The organism is Bacillus sp. RIT 809 (genome assembly GCF_016892495.1).
Lineage (GTDB): Bacteria > Bacillota > Bacilli > Bacillales > Bacillaceae_G > Bacillus_A > Bacillus_A cereus_U.
In genome coordinates this window covers 110,240-128,423 of the sequence record NZ_JAFEMR010000005.1, presented here as the reverse complement: position 1 = coordinate 128,423, position 18,184 = coordinate 110,240, and the positions used below count along the sequence as shown (strand labels likewise).

The following is an 18,184-nucleotide window of genomic DNA, read 5'->3' as shown; positions in this document are numbered from 1 at the left end:
TAACGGGCAGTAAGACTCCCACCTCAAAATTTGGCGAATGCGAGGAAGTTAGGTAGGAGATCGACTGCCCGTAAAAGCCCGATTGGTTCAACTAATAATCAGTGGGGATGAACAAAACCCCACTGATTAAAGTTTCACTTTATCTAATGATGTATATGAAGAAAATCGATCGGTTTAAATGTATTTTGAACATTGTACTCCATCAATCAGCGTTAGTAAAGTAGAAATGTTTAGGAGAAGAAAAATTTTATAGACATAAAAGGTCACCTTAGTTTTTTTTCTAAGGTGACCTTTTATTGTTTATTTTTTTAATCCTTGCTCCAGTGTTCCTAACATTTCGTGTTTTTCATTTTCATCAGCATTTTTCCAAATGACTTCGAATAAAACGCCAAGACCTGGAAGCATTTTTTCTTCACCGCTTTGAATTGCATCGACAATCGTTTCTTGTAATTGGTCTTGTGAATTTCCAGATACATTCGCTAATACAGCGCCGCGTAAATTAAAACTCATTATCTTCACCTCTTCTTCAGAATTGAAACTGACGTTAGTTTTTGTTCTTTTTAATGTAAATATGTATGAAAAATAGGCTATAATGATAAGACAAGAAGAGAGGGAAATACATATTATGAAAAACATTGATTCAGTACAAAACCCGCGTGTGAAGCAGTGGAAAAAGCTGCAGACGAAAAAAGAGCGCGATAACAAAGGTTTATTTTTTGTAGAAGGATTCCATTTAGTAGAGGAAGCGTTAAAGGCAGGAGTTGTAACAGAACTTATCGTTTCAGATCAGACAGATCTTCCGAAAGATTGGACAGTTAATGATGTTGAAATGTATATTGTGCCTGAAGCAATTGTAAAAGTACTTCGCGAAACAGAAACAACGCAAGGCGTATTTGCTGTTTGTGAGAAACATGAGAAAGAAGTAGCTCTTACTGATGGGAAATTTCTTTTATTAGACGGCCTTCAAGACCCAGGTAATTTGGGAACGATTATTCGTACAGCTGATGCAGCTGGTATTCATGCCGTTGTGCTTGGAGAAGGGTGCGTTGATGTTTATAATAGTAAAGTACTACGCTCTACACAGGGTTCTATTTTCCATTTACCGGTTGTAAAAGGGAACTTAGAAGAATGGGTAGACAAGTTAAAAGAAAATAACGTCCCTGTATATGGAACGGCTCTTGAAAATGGAGTTCCATTTGGTGAAGTAACCCCGGCTGGAAGTTTTGCATTAATTGTAGGAAATGAAGGAAGTGGCGTACGCCAAGAAATTCTTGCGAAAACGGATCAAAACTTGTATATTCCGATTTACGGAGGGGCAGAATCATTAAATGTTGCGGTTGCAGCAGGGATTTTAACGTATTATTTACAAAGCCCAGTTGCGAACAAATAAAAAACTTCTTATAATAAGTTGAAGTATATGTTCGTAATGAACATACAATAAAAGTTAAATAACGAAAAACGTTGATAGAGAAGAGTAGCTTACAAAATCGCCATATAGGGAGAGAGTGCCGTAGACTGAAAGCATTCTTATGGTAGATGGAAGTGAATTCACCTCTGGAGTTGGCGCCAGGACCATTTATATGTAAAGGCGTTCCGGTCAGAATTGATCGTTATAACTAATGAGTGGGCAGACTTGTTCTGTCAATTTAGGGTGGTACCGCGAATTTACCTCGTCCCTTTTTGGGAGCGAGGTTTTTTTATTTTTAAAATTAGGAGGGTTCCAAATGGAAGCACGTTTAAAAGAGCTAAAGCAAAAAGCGTTAGAGCTTATTGAAGAAGCGAAAGAGCTAAAGGGCTTAAACGACGTACGCGTAGCGTATTTAGGGAAAAAAGGTCCAATTACAGAAGTATTACGCGGCATGGGAAAATTATCAGCAGAAGAGCGTCCACGTATGGGAGCATTAGTAAATGAAGTACGTGAAGCGATTCAAACGCGTCTAGAAGACAAAATTGGCAACTTAGAAAAAGCAGTAATTGAGGCGAAATTAGCTACTGAAACAATTGATGTTACACTGCCAGGTCGTCCTGTTGAAACAGGTTGTCACCATCCGTTAACAGCAGTTGTTGAACAAATTGAAGATGTATTCATCGGTATGGGTTATGAAGTAGCTGAAGGAACAGAAGTAGAAAAAGACTACTATAACTTCGAAGCATTAAACTTACCGAAAGATCACCCAGCGCGTGATATGCAAGATACATTCTACATTACAGAAGAAACGTTACTACGTACACATACATCTTCTGTGCAAGCACGTACGATGGAAAAGAATGCAGAAAAAGGACCGATTAAAATTATTTGTCCTGGTAAAGTGTATCGCCGCGATGACGATGATGCGACGCATTCACACCAGTTCATGCAAATCGAAGGTCTTGTAATTGATAAAAACATTCGCATGAGTGACTTAAAAGGTACACTGCAAGTATTCGTGAAAAAGATGTTCGGTGAAGATCGTGAAATCCGTCTTCGTCCAAGTTTCTTCCCATTCACAGAGCCATCTGTAGAGATGGATATTTCTTGTATGATGTGTCACGGTAAAGGTTGCGGTACTTGTAAAGGGACTGGCTGGATTGAAATTTTAGGCGCAGGTATGGTTCATCCGAACGTACTTGAAATGGCTGGTTATGATTCAAAAGAATATCAAGGTTTCGCATTCGGTATGGGCGCAGAGCGTATCGCAATGTTGAAATACGGCGTAGATGACATTCGTCATTTCTATACAAATGATGTACGTTTCTTACAACAGTTCAAACGAGCGTAAGGGAAGGAGAGGATAAATATGTTCGTATCATATCGTTGGTTACAAGAGTATGTAGATATTAAAGATGTAACAGCACAAGAACTAGCAGATAAAATCACGAAAAGTGGTATTGAAGTAGAGGGTGTTGAAGTATTAAATAAAGGTGTAAAAGGTGTTGTAGTTGGTCACGTATTAGAATGTGAAAAACACCCAGAAGCTGATAAATTAAGCAAATGCTTAATCGATATTGGTGAAGAAGAGCCAGTTCAAATTATTTGTGGAGCTGCTAACATTGCAAAAGGTTTAAAAGTACCAGTTGCAAAAGTTGGCGCTGTACTTCCTGGTAACTTCAAAATTAAAAAAGCAAAACTACGCGGGGAAGCTTCTCACGGTATGGTTTGTGCTCTTCAAGAGCTTGGTATTGATGGGAAATTCGTTGCGAAAGAATATGCAGACGGTATCTTCATCTTCCCAAGTGATGCTGAAGTTGGTGCAGATGCACTTGAAATTTTAAACTTACATGATGAAGTGCTTGAGCTTGGTTTAACACCAAACCGTGCAGATTGCTTAAACATGTTAGGTGTTGCATATGAAGTAGCTGCTATTTACGGCCGTGAAGTAAAACTTCCAGCTATCAACTTACAAGAATCAGCAGAAAAAACAGCTGATTACATTTCTGTAAGTGTAGAAGCAAAAGAAGAAAACCCGTTATACATTGCAAAAATGGTGAAGAACGTAAAGATTGGTCCATCACCAATGTGGATGCAAACTCGCCTTATGGCAGCTGGCATTCGTCCAATTAGTAATGTAGTTGATATTACAAACTACATTTTAATGGAATACGGTCAACCGTTACATGCATTCGATTACGATAAATTAGGTTCAAAAGAAATCGTTGTTCGTCTAGCTAAAGAAGACGAAAAGATTCAAACATTAGATGATCAAGAGCGTAAATTACAAAGCCACCACCTTGTTATTACAAACGGTGAAAAAGCTTTAGCTGTTGCTGGTGTAATGGGCGGGGCGGATTCTGAAGTTGATAGCGAGACAGTAAACGTTCTAATTGAGTCTGCATACTTTGCAGGTCAAACAGTGCGCCGTACATCAAAAGACTTAGGTCTTCGTAGCGAATCAAGTGCACGTTTTGAAAAAGGAATCGACCCAACACGTACATTTGAAGCGATTCAACACGCAGCTGCTTTAATGGCAAAATACGCTGGCGGAGAAGCACTTGAAGGTGTAGTAGAAGCTGATAACTTACAAGTACAAGAACGTACAGTATCTGTTACAGCTGAAAAAGTAAACCGTGTATTAGGTACAGATATTGCTGCGAGCGAAATGGGTACAATGTTCACAAACTTAAAATTCCCATTCACAGAAGTAGAAGGAACATTCCATGTGAATGTACCGGCACGTCGTCCTGACATTACAATTTCAGAAGACTTAGTAGAAGAAGTAGGTCGTCTGTATGGTTATGATCACATTCCAGTTACATTACCATCTGGAACAATGACACGTGGTAAATTAACATCAGCACAAACGAAACGTCGTAAAGTACGCCGTTTCCTAGAAGGTGCTGGTTTATATGAAGCAATCACATATTCATTAACAAGTGCTGACAAAGCGAAACAATACATGGTTGAACCAAACGAAAAAGCTCCTGTAAATCTTGCGCTTCCAATGAGCGAAGAGCGTAGCCAACTTCGTTTAAGCTTAGTACCACAATTGTTAGAAGCAGTTTCATACAATGTTGCACGTAAAAACGATAGCGTTGCTTTATATGAAGTAGGTTCTATCTTCTTACCAACAGAAGCAGGAGAACTTCCGAAAGAAGAACAACATCTTGCAGGTGTTATGACAGGTCTTGCTCTTCACCATGCATGGCAAGGTGAGAAGAAAGTTGTAGACTTCTTCGTTGTTAAAGGTGTATTAGAAGGATTATTCGACGTACTTGGCGTTGCAAACCAAATCACTTATGCACCAGCAAAACGTGAAGGTATGCACCCAGGCCGTACAGCTGACATCGTATTAGATGGTGAAGCAATCGGATTCATCGGTCAATTGCACCCGGAAACAGAAAAACAATTAGATGTGAAAAATACATTCGTATTCGAATTATCTCTTGCAAAAGTATTCGGTGCAGACGCTGAGGAAACTTACTACTTAGCAATTCCACGTTTCCCATCTATGACACGTGATATGGCTGTTGTAGTAACAGCAGAAACAAAAGCTGGTGAAATGAAGCAAGTCATTGCTGAAGCTGGCGGAGAACTTCTAAAAGAAGTAACACTATTCGACTTATACGAAGGTGAAAAAATGGAAGAAGGCAAGAAATCACTTGCATTCTCTATGAACTACTTCGATGCAGAACGTACATTAACAGACGAAGAAGTAACAGAAGCACATAGCCGTGTATTAACAGCGGTAGAAGAGAAATTTGGTGCGGAGTTACGTAAGTAATAAAAACAGCTGCCGGAATTTTCCCGGCAGTTTTTTTATTAGAATGGTTGTTGAAAGATGTCGGTAAATCGATATTCTATGTCGAATCGCTGATAAATTTGAAGTTACGATCGATAAATTGCAAAAATTGCCGATATATATCAAGGCATCTTGCATCTTTCTCTCGAATGTAGTACATTAATTTTAGTTTAACAAAACGAAAGACGATGATAAGGAAAAGTAGTATATACTATAATCCAAAGCGAGTCAGGGGCGGTGAGAGCCTGATGAGGCGGTATATGTGAAGAACACCTTGGAGTTGCTAACCGAAATTGAAACTTGTATTCAAGAGTAGACTTAGACGGGAATCCGGCCTGTTACAAACTGGGAAGTATGTATTACATACGAGTTAAAGTTGGTCTTTATGACAAATTGGGTGGTACCGCGAAGTTTAACCTTTCGTCCCTTTATGGATGAAAGGTTTTTTTGTATTTAAATATATGAGTAAAGGAGAATTTTACTATGGAAAACACATTAGTAAAAAGTCTGTATAGAGATACAGATAAATACGCAGATCAAACAGTACAAGTATCGGGTTGGATTCGTAACTTACGTGATTCAAAAGCATTTGGTTTCATCGAATTAAACGACGGTAGCTTCTTCAAAGGTGTTCAAATCGTTTTCGATACAGAATTAGAGAACTTCAAAGAAATTGCAAAGCTTCCACTAAGCTCTTCAGTTAAAGTAGAAGGTAAAGTAATTGCAACACCTGGAGCGAAGCAACCATTTGAAATTAAAGCAGAAAAAATTGATATCGAGGGCTTATCAGATTCTGATTACCCACTTCAAAAGAAGCGTCACACGTTTGAATACTTACGTACAATCGCTCACTTACGTCCAAGAACAAACGCATTCTCTGCAACATTCCGTGTGCGTTCTATCGCAGCATTTGCAATTCACCAATTCTTCCAAGAGCGTGGATTCGTACATGTTCATACACCAATCATCACTGGTAGTGATACAGAAGGTGCAGGCGAAATGTTCCGCGTAACAACGCAAGACTTAAACAACGTACCAAAAGGTGAAGACGGACAAGTTGACGAATCACAAGACTTCTTCGGCAAAGAAACAAACTTAACAGTAAGTGGACAGCTGAATGCTGAAGCTTATGCGTTAGCGTTCCGTGATGTGTACACATTCGGACCTACATTCCGTGCAGAAAACTCAAACACAACTCGCCACGCAGCGGAGTTCTGGATGGTTGAGCCTGAGATTGCATTCGCTGAATTAGGTGATGTAATGGATCTTACAGAAGATATGCTGAAATATGCAATGAAATACGTACTAGAGCATGCACCAGAAGAAATGGACTTCTTCAACAGCTTCGTTGATAAAACAGTTCTAGAGCGCATGAACAACGTGATCAACTCTGACTTCGGTCGCATCACTTATACAGAAGCAATTAAAGTACTTCAAGAATCAGGTGCTGAATTTAAATACCCAGTAGAATGGGGTATTGACTTACAAACAGAGCACGAAAGATACTTATCAGAAGAAATCTTCAAACGCCCTGTATTCGTAACTGACTATCCGAAAGACATTAAAGCATTCTACATGCGTATGAACGAAGATGGTAAAACAGTAGCAGCTACTGACCTTCTAGTTCCTGGCATCGGCGAATTAATCGGCGGTAGCCAACGTGAAGAAAGAATGGACGTTTTAGTAGACAGAATTAAAGAATTAGGTATGAACGAAGAGGACTACTGGTGGTACTTAGAACTTAGAAAATACGGCGGTACAAAACACGCTGGATTCGGTCTAGGCTTCGAGCGCTTCCTAATGTACATCACTGGTATGGCTAACATCCGTGACGTAATTCCATTCCCAAGAACTCCAGGTTCTTCTGAGTTTTAAGATAGAAAAAAGCGAGAGCAACTGCTCTCGCTTTTTTTGTTTGGAAAAATGTTGTTCATAGGTTCGTTCATATCTCACATATAGTAAAACGAATGAAATATTTATGGGCAAGGGAAGGGGTTTTTGTACAATGGGGGAAATTCCAAGTCATACAAAGTGGACATTGCGTGACAAGTATATAGTAATCACTGGTGCAACAAGTGGTATTGGATTAGCGGCAGCTAAGGCATTTGCGGAGCGCGGTGCCAAGCTAGGAATCATTGCACGTAACGAGGAAAAAGCGAATGCTGCTATTGCTCAAATTAAGGATGTAACGAATGGGGATGTGATGATAGATCTATTTTTAGCTGATATGGCTTCCCAACAATCTATACGCCGGGTAGCTACTGATATTTTAGAAAGGTGTCCGAGAATAGATATATTAGTGAATAATGCTGGTGCTTTATTTCAAACAAGGCAGCTTACGGAGGACGGTTTGGAGATGACTTGGGCGGTAAACCATTTAGGTCCATTCTTACTCACAGATTTGTTGTTGGAGCGTTTAAAAGAAAGTGCTCCTGCTCGTGTCATTACCACTGCATCCCACGGTCACAAAATGGCTAAAAAGGGAATTGATTTCGGTGATCTAGATGCAGAACAACTGTATCGTGGTGTTAAGAAATTCATGGGTGGTCCTACAATGCGTTATGCGCAATCAAAACTAGCAAATATTTTATTTACCGCTGAATTGGCAAAGCGGTTGGAGGGGACGGGTGTTAGTGCATACAGCTTCGATCCAGGGCTAGTGGCTACGAATTTCAACCAGGACAATGGTCTAGTTGCTCGCTTAACTATGGCAGCAATGAAACCTTTCTCTCGTACACCCGAGAAAGGTGCTGAAACTCTAATATGGCTAGCAGAATCAAGTGAATTTACTGATCATAGTGGTTATTACTATGCCGATAAGCAAATAGGAAAAATGTCTGAAGCTGCCTTGGATAAGGATGCCGCAAAACGTCTATGGGACATTAGTGAAAAACAGACAGGAGGATAAAAGAGTAGCCAGTATATGTTCAGATGGTTATGCTGAATAGTTTTTTACTCTTAAGTGAAAAGTAATCTTGGGGGTGATTGTAATGAGTAAGAAAGTGAAAACAGACCATTCTAGATCAAGCTTAGGTTCTCCTGAAGTGGAAGGACAAGGAACGACTACGCATGAAACGGGTTCTTATAAAGTACCTTCATCAAATAAGAAGCAGAAACGAAGTTAACACAAAAAGGAGAGTCTTGGCGGCTCTCCTTTTTTATATGTATTACATCTTGTTGTTATGAATCTCTTGTGTAATCTTATCCACGTCTTTGTCTAATCGACCTAAATAGAAAAACCACAGTAAGCTTATAAATACGTAATAGATGGCCATCACACAAAGATTATCAGATATATTTTCGAATGTAGATTTGGAAGTGAAAAAAGCTCCCCAAATGGTAGAGATAATGAGGTAAGAAAGCGGGCCTACGAGGTGTACGAAAACATATAATAACTTTTTAACCTTTTCAGAGTTCATATGAATTCTCTCCTTATTTAAACAATCCTCTTCTTTTAATTATAAATTCAAGTTCTTCACAGAAGTATTGTAGCTTGACTGGATTTCGAATTAACAAGTGGGCATCGTGTTTCCCGATAAATTTTCGAATCCGAAAGTTTAATAAAAAAGATCGACCATAGCGCTCTATTAAATTGTTGAATTCTCGTTGTTCACTTAGTAGCTGAATGTTTTCTCTAATTTTGAATTGGCGTTCATGTGGATCCCCTAGTAAAATATTTAGAATCATTTGTAGAAGTAGCAATAGGAACCTCTCCTTGGGTTAGTTATATTCTGTATATTTAGATTATAACAAAAATAAGAGGTTTTTACTATTGATTATAACAAAAATGGGATTTTTTACATTTTTGAGTGCTATGATGAAATAAAGGATAATTTCTAGGTTGTTATATCATCCATAAAAGGCGAAAAGAACGCAATTCTTTTCGCCTTGTTTAGTTCATCCATATCCTGTCGATACTAAAAAGTAGTTATTTTTTCAGTAACCGAAACGCCTTCTCTGTATTAGCAAAATGCACTTTCACAAACTCAGGTAGTCTTTCTTTACCGACTTTTTGAATTAATTTAGCAGCGGCAATATCAACTTGTTTACCAGCACCTTTTGGAAGTGGCATACCAGCTTTTTTGCTTAGTTCATCAAATTGTTTTACGAATGAGTAACGAGCTAAAATGGAAGCAGCAGCTACTGCTAAATGGACACTTTCTCCTTTTGTAGCGAAGTAAACATCTTCACGTTGTACCTGTTTTTGTTTCGCTAAATATTTATAGTATGTATCAGGCTGTGTAAATTGGTCGATTAAGATGCCTTCTGGTTTGGTAGGTGCTATTTTCGCTAGTAAGTTTGTAATTGCTTTGTTATGTAGTAAAGCTTTTAGTTTACCTTGGTTGTTTCCTTTATCAAATAGCTCGTTATATTTTTCATTATGAAGAACGAGGGAGCTGTAAGGAACAACGTGAAGGAGTTGTTTTGCAATCTCAGCAATTTGAGCATCATTTAAGTTTTTGGAGTCTTTTACACCGAGTTCTTTTAAAAGTGGAATTTGCTTCGCATCCACATATACAGCAACTACTGTCATCGGTCCGAAATAATCACCAGTACCTACTTCGTCTGATCCTAGAATAGACATTGTGCCGATGGAAGCGGGCGGCGCATAACGATGTGAATTGACCGATTTTTTTACAGCTGATTTTGGTGTTTGAGAGACGGTTTGCCAACGAGAAGCTTCTGCTTCAGCACGTCCACCTTGAAACATCACTTTCCCTGATTTATAAGCTGTAATTGTGCAAGATGGAACTTTTGCCATAAAGATACCGCCTTGCGGAATTTTGGGGCTAAGTGCTTGTTTGTATTGTTGTTTCATGTCTTCAATTACTGTAGAACTTGTTTGTATTACGATAGAATTTGACAAAATGGTCGCTCCTTTTTTATGTTGTTATTTTTATCATATCGGATTGTTCTTTCTGTTTCCATATTATGATGGTTCATGGTATGATAAACTTTAGGATTCTGTACGTGATTGGAGGCCGGTGAGTTGTCACAACAAAAGGGAAATAAAAGTCGAATTAATGTAGAAATATATGGTCAACAATATTCAGTTGTTGGCGATGAAAGTACAAGTCATATCCGCATGGTAGCAGCGATTGTGGATGATAAAATGCGCGAACTCAATGCCAAGAATCCTTCGCTTGATACGAGTAGACTAGCGGTATTGACGGCGGTAAACGTCATACACGATTACATAAAATTAAAAGAAGAACATGAGAAATTGAAAGAAAGTATGACACAAAAAGGAATTGAATAAACATGATTGATATTATTATCATTTTATTGCTTGTTATGGGATTCTTCCTCGGTTTACGCAGAGGATTTATTTTGCAACTTGTAAAGTTAACAAGCTTTATTATCGCATACCTCGTTGCATACTGGTATTGTAAAGATTTAGCGCCAGCACTTGCGAAAATTATTCCGTATCCATTTGATAAGAATGTTTCTGTTCCAGAATGGATAGATGCGAATAATATTGAGGGTGTCTTCTATCAAGCAATTGCGTTTATCGTATTATTTATTATTACAAAAATCGCACTTTCACTACTTGGTAATTTACTGAATATGTTTGCAGAAATCCCAGTTTTAAAGCAAGTCAATGCGGTTGCTGGGGCACTTCTTGGCTTTTTAGAAGTGTATATCATTCTGTTTGTCTTAATTATTGTTGGATCAATTCTTCCAATTGAACAAATACAAACACCATTACAAAAATCATCAATTAGCAAAATAATTGTAGACGATACACCGATTCTTTCTGAAAAGGTGAAGGAACTATGGCAGACAGGTAGCAGAGTGTAACTTCTCTTTTTTCGGAAAGAGAAGTTTTTTTCTATGAAAGAAAGGCGGGGCAATGATGAAAGTGAATAAAAAACAAGTTATCAAATTACTAGAGACAATCGGCCTGTTTATGGAACTAAAGGGCGCAAATCCATTTAAAATATCTGCATTCCGTAAAGCGGCGGCAGCGCTAGAAAGTGATGACCGTAGTCTTTCTGAAATTGAAGATTTCACAAAGATTCCAGGTATCGGAAAAGGAACGGCAGCAGTTATTCAAGAATATATAGAATCGGGAACATCTGAAGTACTACAAGAACTTGAAAAAGAAGTACCAAGCAGTTTATTACCACTATTAAAACTACCAGGCCTTGGTGGTAAGAAGGTGGCCAAGTTATACAAAGAACTTGGTGTTGTTGATATGGAAACGTTAAAAGCTGTTTGTGAAGAAAATAAAGTACAAGCTTTAGCTGGATTTGGTAAGAAAACAGAAGAGAAAATATTAGAAGCAATTGATCAAGTAGGCTCTCGTCCAGAGCGTCTACCAATTGCGATGGTATTGCCTATTGCCGGGGAAATAGAGGAGAAATTGTCGAATGTTGCTGAAATAATCCGTTTCTCACGTGCTGGTAGTTTACGCCGTGTTCGTGAGACAGTGAAGGACTTAGATTTCATTATTGCAACGACAGAGCCAGCAGTAGTACGTGAACATTTACTACAATTTGATAATATGATTGAAGTGATTGCAAGTGGAGATACGAAAGTATCTGTTCGTCTTCAATATGAATATGATATTTCAATTGACTTCCGCTTAGTAAAACCAGAAGAATTTATTACAACTCTTCACCATTTCACAGGATCAAAAGACCATAACGTAAAAATGCGCCAAATTGCGAAAGATAGAGGCGAGAAAATTAGTGAGTACGGTGTAGAAAACTTAGAAACAGGTGAAGTGAAAACATTTGAAACGGAAGAGGATTTCTTCGCTCATTTCGGTCTTCCATTCATCCCACCAGAAGTGCGTGAAGATGGAAAAGAAATTGAATTAATTAAAGAGTATCCGAACTTAATTCAGTTCTCTGATATACAGGGTGATTTACATATGCATACAACGTGGAGTGACGGTGCTTTTTCAATTGAGGAAATGGTACAAGCATGTCGTGCTCGTGGGTATAAATTTATGGCAATTACTGATCACTCGCAATACTTGAAAGTGGCGAACGGTTTAACGAAAGAGCGTCTTCGTGAACAAGCGAAAGAAATTGAACGTATGAATGAAAAGTATCCAGACATTACAATTTTGCGCGGAATCGAAATGGACATTTTACCAGATGCGACACTTGATTTTGATGATGAAGTATTAGCAGAACTAGATTATGTCATTGGAGCTATTCACTCTAGCTTCTCACAAGACCGTGAAACGATTATGAAACGACTTCGTACTGCACTTGAGAATAAGCATGTCACGATGATTGCTCATCCGACAGGACGTCTTCTTGGGCGCCGTGAGGGTTATGATGTAGATACAGATTTATTAATTCAGCTCGCAAAAGAAACAAATACAATTTTAGAATTAAATGCAAATCCAAACCGTCTAGATTTAAGTGCGAAATTATTAAAACAAGCACAAGATGCTGGTGTAAAAGTAGCGATTAATACGGATGCTCATACACTTGAAATGTTAGAAGATATGGAAACAGGTGTAGCGGCAGCACGTAAAGGTTGGATTCAAAAAGATAACGTGATTAACACATGGGATATTGAACGTTTATTAGACTATATTAAACGTAATAAGTAACACAAGGGGGACCTGCAACATGTTAGAAAGAACGTTGCGTGTATTAGAATACAATAAAGTAAAAGAACAATTACTTGAACATACAGCATCTTCACTTGGTCGTGATAAAGTGAAGAATTTAGTGCCAAGCACAGATTTTGAAGAAATTGTGGAACTGCAAGAAACAACGGATGAGGCAGCGAAAGTTATCCGTTTAAAAGGACATGTACCACTTGGAGGGATTTCTGATATTCGCTCAAATGTTAAGCGTGCGAAAATTGGAAGTATGTTAAGTCCGCATGAGTTAATCGAAATCGCAAGTACGATGTACGGTAGCCGCCAGATGAAACGATTTATTGAAGACATGGCTGAGAATGGCGTAGAGCTTCCAATTCTAGAAGGACATGTCGCGCAAATTGTATCTTTATATGATTTAGAAAAGAAAATTACAAACTGTATCGGTGACGGCGGTGAAGTAGTCGATAGCGCAAGTGACAAATTGCGTGGTATTCGTAACCAAATTCGTACTGCGGAAAGCCGTATTCGTGAGAAATTAGAAAACATGACGCGTTCTTCAAACGCACAAAAAATGTTATCAGACGCAATTGTAACGATTCGTAACGAACGTTACGTAATCCCAGTAAAACAAGAATACCGCGGCGTATATGGTGGTATTGTTCACGATCAATCTGCTTCTGGACAAACATTATTTATCGAACCGCAAGTAATCGTGGAATTAAATAACGCACTTCAAGAAGCACGTGTGAAAGAAAAACAAGAAGTAGAACGCATTTTAATGATGTTAACGGAAGAAGTAGCAGTGGAAGCTGATATCGTTTTATCAAACGTAGAAGTAGTTGCAAATCTTGATTTTATTTTTGCGAAAGCTCTTTATGCGAAGCGAATTAAAGCGACGAAACCAATCGTAAATAATGAACGCTACATGGATTTAAAACAAGCACGCCATCCGCTTATTGATCCGGAAATTATCGTGCCAAATAACATTATGCTTGGTAAAGACTTTACAACAATCGTTATTACAGGACCGAATACAGGTGGTAAAACAGTTACACTGAAAACAGTCGGTATTTGTGTCTTAATGGCGCAATCTGGTCTTCATATTCCGGTAATGGATGAATCAGAGATATGTGTATTTAAAAACATCTTTGCTGATATCGGTGATGAGCAATCGATTGAACAAAATTTAAGTACATTCTCTTCTCATATGGTAAACATTGTAGATATTTTAGAAAAAGCTGATTTTGAAAGTTTAGTCCTATTTGATGAATTAGGTGCTGGGACAGATCCGCAAGAAGGGGCTGCACTAGCGATTTCTATTTTAGATGAAGTATGTAACCGTGGTGCTCGCGTTGTTGCAACGACGCATTACCCAGAATTAAAAGCATATGGATACAATCGTGAGCAAGTTATTAATGCGAGCGTTGAGTTCGATGTGAATACATTAAGCCCAACGTACAAATTATTAATCGGTGTACCAGGACGTAGTAACGCCTTTGAAATTTCGAAGCGTCTTGGTTTGTCTGATCGCGTTATTGATCGCGCTCGTAACCATATTAGTACAGATACGAATAAAATCGAAAATATGATTGCAAAGCTAGAAGAAAGCCAAAAAAATGCAGAGAGCGAACGAAAAGAAGCGGAAGAACATCGTAAGCAATCTGAAAAACTTCATCGTGAATTACAGCGTCAAATTATTGAATTTAACGATGAGCGCGATGAAAAATTATTAAAAGCGCAAAAAGAAGGGGAAGAAAAAGTCGAAGCTGCGAAGAAAGAAGCAGAAGGCATTATTCATGAACTTCGTCAATTGCGTAAAGCACAGCTTGTAAATGTGAAAGACCATGAGCTTATTGAAGCGAAGAGCCGTCTAGAAGGGGCAGCACCAGAGCTTGTGAAGAAACAAAAAGTAAATGTGAAAAATACAGCACCGAAACAACAATTACGACCAGGTGATGAAGTAAAAGTGTTAACGTTCGGTCAAAAAGGTCAATTGCTTAAAAAAGTAAGTGATACAGAGTGGAACGTACAAATTGGTATTCTGAAGATGAAAGTGAAAGAATCCAATATGGAATACATTAATACACCGAAGCAAACTGAGAAAAAAGCAGTCGCAAGTGTGAAGGGTAGAGATTATCACGTGTCGTTAGAGCTAGACCTTCGCGGTGAACGTTATGAAGATGCAATGATGCGCGTTGAAAAATATTTAGACGATGCACAGCTTGCAAGCTATCCTCGTGTGTCAATTATTCACGGTAAAGGAACAGGAGCGCTTCGCCAAGGTGTACAAGATTACTTGAAGAAACATCGCGGCGTGAAAACCTACCGCTACGGTGATATGGGCGAGGGAGGCCTAGGCGTAACAGTCGTCGAATTAAAATAGCAAACAACCAAACAAAAGGGGAAACCATTATATGTTTATGGACAAACTTGCAAAAGTATTGTTAGCTTGTTGCGGAATATTTTTGGTGATTGGGGTTATTTATTTAGTTGTTTTTGCGAAGTAAAGGAGCGTCAATCTTGGCATAATGATATTGCCATGGATTGACGCTTTTAATCTATAAGAAAAGGAATAAAACATGAAAATCAACCAATACATAAGCGAAGTAAAATCCTGCTCAAGACGCGAAACAGACCGTCTTATTAAAGCAGGACGTGCCGCGATTAACGGTGAAATTTGTACGCACGGTGTACTCGTGAGCGATGGTGATGTTGTAACGATTGATGGACAGGTTATTGAAAAAGAAGAGAAAGGAAAGGTGTATATCGCCTTTCATAAACCAGTCGGAATTACTTGTACAGCAGCCGATCATATTGAAGATAATATTATTGATTATATCAATTATCCAGAGCGAATCTTTCCTGTTGGGCGATTAGATAAGGCATCAGAGGGACTTATTTTATTAACGAATGATGGCTCTATTGCTAACCAGATTTTGCACGGTGATCATGCGCATGAGAAGGAATATGTTGTTACGGTCGATAAGCCTTTTACAGATTGGTTTATTAACGAGATGTCCAGTGGTGTAAAGATTAAAGATGGGATGACGAAGCCATGTAAAGTGACGAGAGTCGATCAATCTACATTTCGCATCGTCTTAACGCAAGGAATGAACAGGCAAATTCGCAGAATGAGCCGTGCTTTCGGGTTTACTGTAACAAAGCTAAAGCGAGTACGCATTATGAATATAGAGCTGAATGGACTAGAATCTGGAAAATGGCGAAACATTACAGCTGACGAATTAGAAATATTAATAGGGCAGTTATAGGGAGAAAAGTTTTCTCCCTATATTTTTTTGTCAGAAAAAATAAAACTATTGATTTTTTAGAAAATAGCCCATATAATAAAAAACAACAAGTTTCGACAAGATATTTCATAAAAGTAATGATGAGGACATGAGTTGTTTTTGACGATTCTCAGAGAGGGAAGCCTTAGGCTGTGAGCTTCCTAATACGGAAAGACAAACTTACCACCTCTAAACTTCAAGAGTGAACTGCATGATGCATTGTAATTCTTGGCGGATAAAACCGTTATCAATTTACACGAGCTATAAAATGAGCTTATTTCGTTATAAATTCATTTTATTAGAATAAGGGTGGAACCACGATTTCAACACTCGTCCCTTTGTTAGGGACGGGTGTTTTTTGCGTTCTTTTACGGGGAAGTATGCTTGAAAGAGGATATGTGACGGACTTTAATTCAGAATATTTTGTTAATCAGTCAATTGTTTAGGAGGTTAGTAGAAATGAAATCATCTTTAAAGTTTTCTGAGATGTTTGCAATAAGCTTAATGTTATTTGCACTGTTTTTCGGTGCAGGTAATATGATTTTTCCACCAGCGTTAGGACAAGGTGCTGGAACAGATGTATGGATCGCGTTATTTGGCTTTATCGTAACAGGTGTAGGACTGCCTTTATTAGGAGTTATTGTTATAGCTCTAAAGGGAGATATTAATGAATTAGCAGGACGTGTACATCCTGTATTCGCACTTGTTTTTATCACTGCAATTTATTTATGTTTAGGCGTATTCGTAAGTGTTCCACGTACAGGAACAGTTGCTTACGAAATGAGTGTTGCACCGTTTTTACCAAGTGAAATAGCTGGTCAATCATATCCACTTGTTATCTTTACACTTATTTACTTTGCAGTAACTTTCTATTTAGCTTTAAACCCATCGAAATTAGTGGGACGCATCGGTAAAGTGTTAACTCCAATTTTGTTAGCTGTTATTGCAATTATTGTAGGCAAAGCACTTATTACACCAATTGGAGAATTTGGTGCACCGACAGAAGCATATAGTGCTCCTCTTTTTAAAGGTTTTATCGACGGATATTTAACTTTAGATGGACTTGCAGCACTTGTATTCGGAAATGTAGTCATCAATGCTTTAAAAGCAAAAGGCATCACAAATAAGAACAGCATTGCGAAAGTAACAATCTTTGCAGGATTTATTGCAGCACTTGGTTTACTTCTTGTTTATTTAGCGCTTGCTTACCTTGGAGCTTCTAGTGTTTCGCTTGGAATGGGTGCAAACGGAGGAATTATTTTAACAAACGCCGTAAATCATTTATTTGGTAATTACGGAACATTATTACTTGGCATCGCAATTACAGCAGCATGTTTAACGACTTCTGTAGGTATTGTTGCAGCTTGTGGAGAATATTTCTCTTCGTTATTACCGAAGCTTTCTTATCAAAAAGTTGTTTTCATTTTTTGTGTATTAGCATTTATGGTAGCGAATCTTGGTTTAACTCAGTTAAATGCATTAGCATTGCCAATTTTAATTGCAATTTACCCAATTGGTATCGTTCTTATCGTATTATCACTCGTTGAAAACTACATTCGTCTTCCTTTAGCGATGTATGTAGGCGGTATTGTAGGGTCATTTGCGATTAGCTTCTTTGATGGATTGCACAATGCGAATCTTCAAATTGCTGCACTAACACCTATTTTAAATAAAATCCCATTATATAGCGTAGGGATTGGTTGGTTAGTTCCAGGTATGATCGGTATAGGAATTGGTTATATAGTTTCTAAGTTTCAAAAGCAAGAAATTGCTGTAGAAAAATAGAGAAAAGAGGCTTTCTATGAAAGGAAGCCTCTTTTTTTGTAGAAAAAGCCGTATATAAAAAAATTTGGATATTAAAAAAATTATACGTAATATAGTTGACAATAAAATTAGCATTAGGCTAAGATTGACTTAGTTGTGGAAATATTGGAAGGGAAGTGAGGGAGCAGGGGAAGAGGTTTTCTATGACTATATCATTTTTGGAAGAAGAGGTGATAGAACAATAGAATTAGGTAGTTTATTTTTTTTGTAGTCTGTTGAGAATGATAATCAGTAAAGCGATTGAATTATTTTAGAGTGCTTTTTATAGGGAATATAGAGGGATA

16 protein-coding genes and 3 other annotated features are annotated in these 18,184 nt (G+C 38.1%); of the genes, 12 read left to right on the top strand and 4 right to left on the bottom strand.

All coding sequences use genetic code 11. The features are described from left to right. Positions 1 to 300: 300 nt before the first annotated feature. A complete protein-coding gene (sspI, locus tag JTF23_RS07780) occupies positions 301 to 510 on the bottom strand; it encodes a small acid-soluble spore protein SspI (RefSeq protein WP_000009511.1) in 210 nt (69 codons plus the stop codon). A gap of 82 nt (positions 511 to 592) precedes the next feature. On the opposite strand from sspI, the gene JTF23_RS07775 reads away from it, so the two are divergent. The 6 genes from JTF23_RS07775 (at position 593) to JTF23_RS07750 (ending at position 8,341) form a co-directional block, all read left to right on the top strand. Continuing rightward, positions 593 to 1,390, top strand: coding sequence for a TrmH family RNA methyltransferase (locus tag JTF23_RS07775; RefSeq protein WP_002160277.1), 798 nt, complete (start codon positions 593 to 595; stop codon positions 1,388 to 1,390). Between the two features lie 62 nt (positions 1,391 to 1,452). Next, positions 1,453 to 1,681, top strand: a binding site (T-box leader). Positions 1,682 to 1,724: 43 nt separating this feature from the next. Further along, positions 1,725 to 2,759 carry a phenylalanine--tRNA ligase subunit alpha gene (pheS, locus tag JTF23_RS07770; RefSeq protein WP_002112173.1) on the top strand — a complete coding sequence of 345 codons (1,035 nt, stop codon included), beginning with the start codon at positions 1,725 to 1,727 and terminating at the stop codon, positions 2,757 to 2,759. A gap of 18 nt (positions 2,760 to 2,777) precedes the next feature. Further along, positions 2,778 to 5,198 (top strand): phenylalanine--tRNA ligase subunit beta, encoded by a 2,421-nt coding sequence (gene pheT, locus JTF23_RS07765; RefSeq protein ID WP_078172720.1) that lies wholly within the window; start codon positions 2,778 to 2,780, stop codon positions 5,196 to 5,198. Positions 5,199 to 5,395: 197 nt separating this feature from the next. Then, positions 5,396 to 5,647, top strand: a binding site (T-box leader). A 52-nt stretch (positions 5,648 to 5,699) separates the two neighbouring features. Further along, entirely contained in the window at positions 5,700 to 7,091 is a 1,392-nt protein-coding gene (gene asnS / locus JTF23_RS07760; RefSeq protein ID WP_204208447.1) for an asparagine--tRNA ligase, read from the top strand. Between the two features lie 130 nt (positions 7,092 to 7,221). Then, positions 7,222 to 8,124 (top strand): SDR family oxidoreductase, encoded by a 903-nt coding sequence (locus tag JTF23_RS07755; RefSeq protein ID WP_204208446.1) that lies wholly within the window; start codon positions 7,222 to 7,224, stop codon positions 8,122 to 8,124. An 82-nt stretch (positions 8,125 to 8,206) separates the two neighbouring features. Continuing rightward, positions 8,207 to 8,341 (top strand): YuzL family protein, encoded by a 135-nt coding sequence (locus JTF23_RS07750; protein WP_002112167.1) that lies wholly within the window; start codon positions 8,207 to 8,209, stop codon positions 8,339 to 8,341. Positions 8,342 to 8,383: 42 nt separating this feature from the next. On the opposite strand, the gene JTF23_RS07745 is transcribed toward JTF23_RS07750, so the two are convergent. The 3 genes from JTF23_RS07745 to rnhC form a co-directional block, all read right to left on the bottom strand. Continuing rightward, the gene (locus JTF23_RS07745; protein ID WP_016096029.1) at positions 8,384 to 8,635 is read right to left on the bottom strand and encodes a hypothetical protein; all 252 of its coding nucleotides are present in this window, start codon (positions 8,633 to 8,635) and stop codon (positions 8,384 to 8,386) included. A gap of 13 nt (positions 8,636 to 8,648) precedes the next feature. Beyond that, positions 8,649 to 8,918, bottom strand: coding sequence for a hypothetical protein (locus JTF23_RS07740; RefSeq protein WP_204208445.1), 270 nt, complete (start codon positions 8,916 to 8,918; stop codon positions 8,649 to 8,651). Between the two features lie 226 nt (positions 8,919 to 9,144). Further along, positions 9,145 to 10,083, bottom strand: coding sequence for a ribonuclease HIII (gene rnhC, locus JTF23_RS07735; RefSeq protein ID WP_204208444.1), 939 nt, complete (start codon positions 10,081 to 10,083; stop codon positions 9,145 to 9,147). A 123-nt stretch (positions 10,084 to 10,206) separates the two neighbouring features. Between rnhC and zapA the strand changes: the two genes are divergently transcribed. From zapA to brnQ6, 6 genes are all read left to right on the top strand, one after another. Further along, positions 10,207 to 10,476, top strand: a complete 270-nt coding sequence (zapA, locus tag JTF23_RS07730; RefSeq protein WP_002112165.1) for a cell division protein ZapA — start codon at positions 10,207 to 10,209, stop codon at positions 10,474 to 10,476. Positions 10,477 to 10,478: 2 nt separating this feature from the next. Next, complete coding sequence (locus tag JTF23_RS07725) at positions 10,479 to 11,018, top strand: CvpA family protein (protein WP_002015450.1); 540 nt, start codon at positions 10,479 to 10,481, stop codon at positions 11,016 to 11,018. Between the two features lie 55 nt (positions 11,019 to 11,073). Next, positions 11,074 to 12,792 (top strand): DNA polymerase/3'-5' exonuclease PolX, encoded by a 1,719-nt coding sequence (gene polX / locus JTF23_RS07720; protein WP_204208443.1) that lies wholly within the window; start codon positions 11,074 to 11,076, stop codon positions 12,790 to 12,792. A gap of 19 nt (positions 12,793 to 12,811) precedes the next feature. Continuing rightward, the gene (locus JTF23_RS07715) at positions 12,812 to 15,172 is read left to right on the top strand and encodes an endonuclease MutS2 (protein WP_204208442.1); all 2,361 of its coding nucleotides are present in this window, start codon (positions 12,812 to 12,814) and stop codon (positions 15,170 to 15,172) included. A 196-nt stretch (positions 15,173 to 15,368) separates the two neighbouring features. Beyond that, the gene (locus JTF23_RS07710; protein ID WP_204208441.1) at positions 15,369 to 16,058 is read left to right on the top strand and encodes a 23S rRNA pseudouridine(2604) synthase RluF; all 690 of its coding nucleotides are present in this window, start codon (positions 15,369 to 15,371) and stop codon (positions 16,056 to 16,058) included. Positions 16,059 to 16,165: 107 nt separating this feature from the next. Beyond that, positions 16,166 to 16,417 (top strand) — a binding site (T-box leader). 118 nt (positions 16,418 to 16,535) lie between these two features. Further along, the gene (brnQ6, locus tag JTF23_RS07705; protein WP_204208440.1) at positions 16,536 to 17,861 is read left to right on the top strand and encodes a branched-chain amino acid transport system II carrier protein BrnQ6; all 1,326 of its coding nucleotides are present in this window, start codon (positions 16,536 to 16,538) and stop codon (positions 17,859 to 17,861) included. The last annotated feature ends 323 nt before the right edge of the window (positions 17,862 to 18,184 follow it).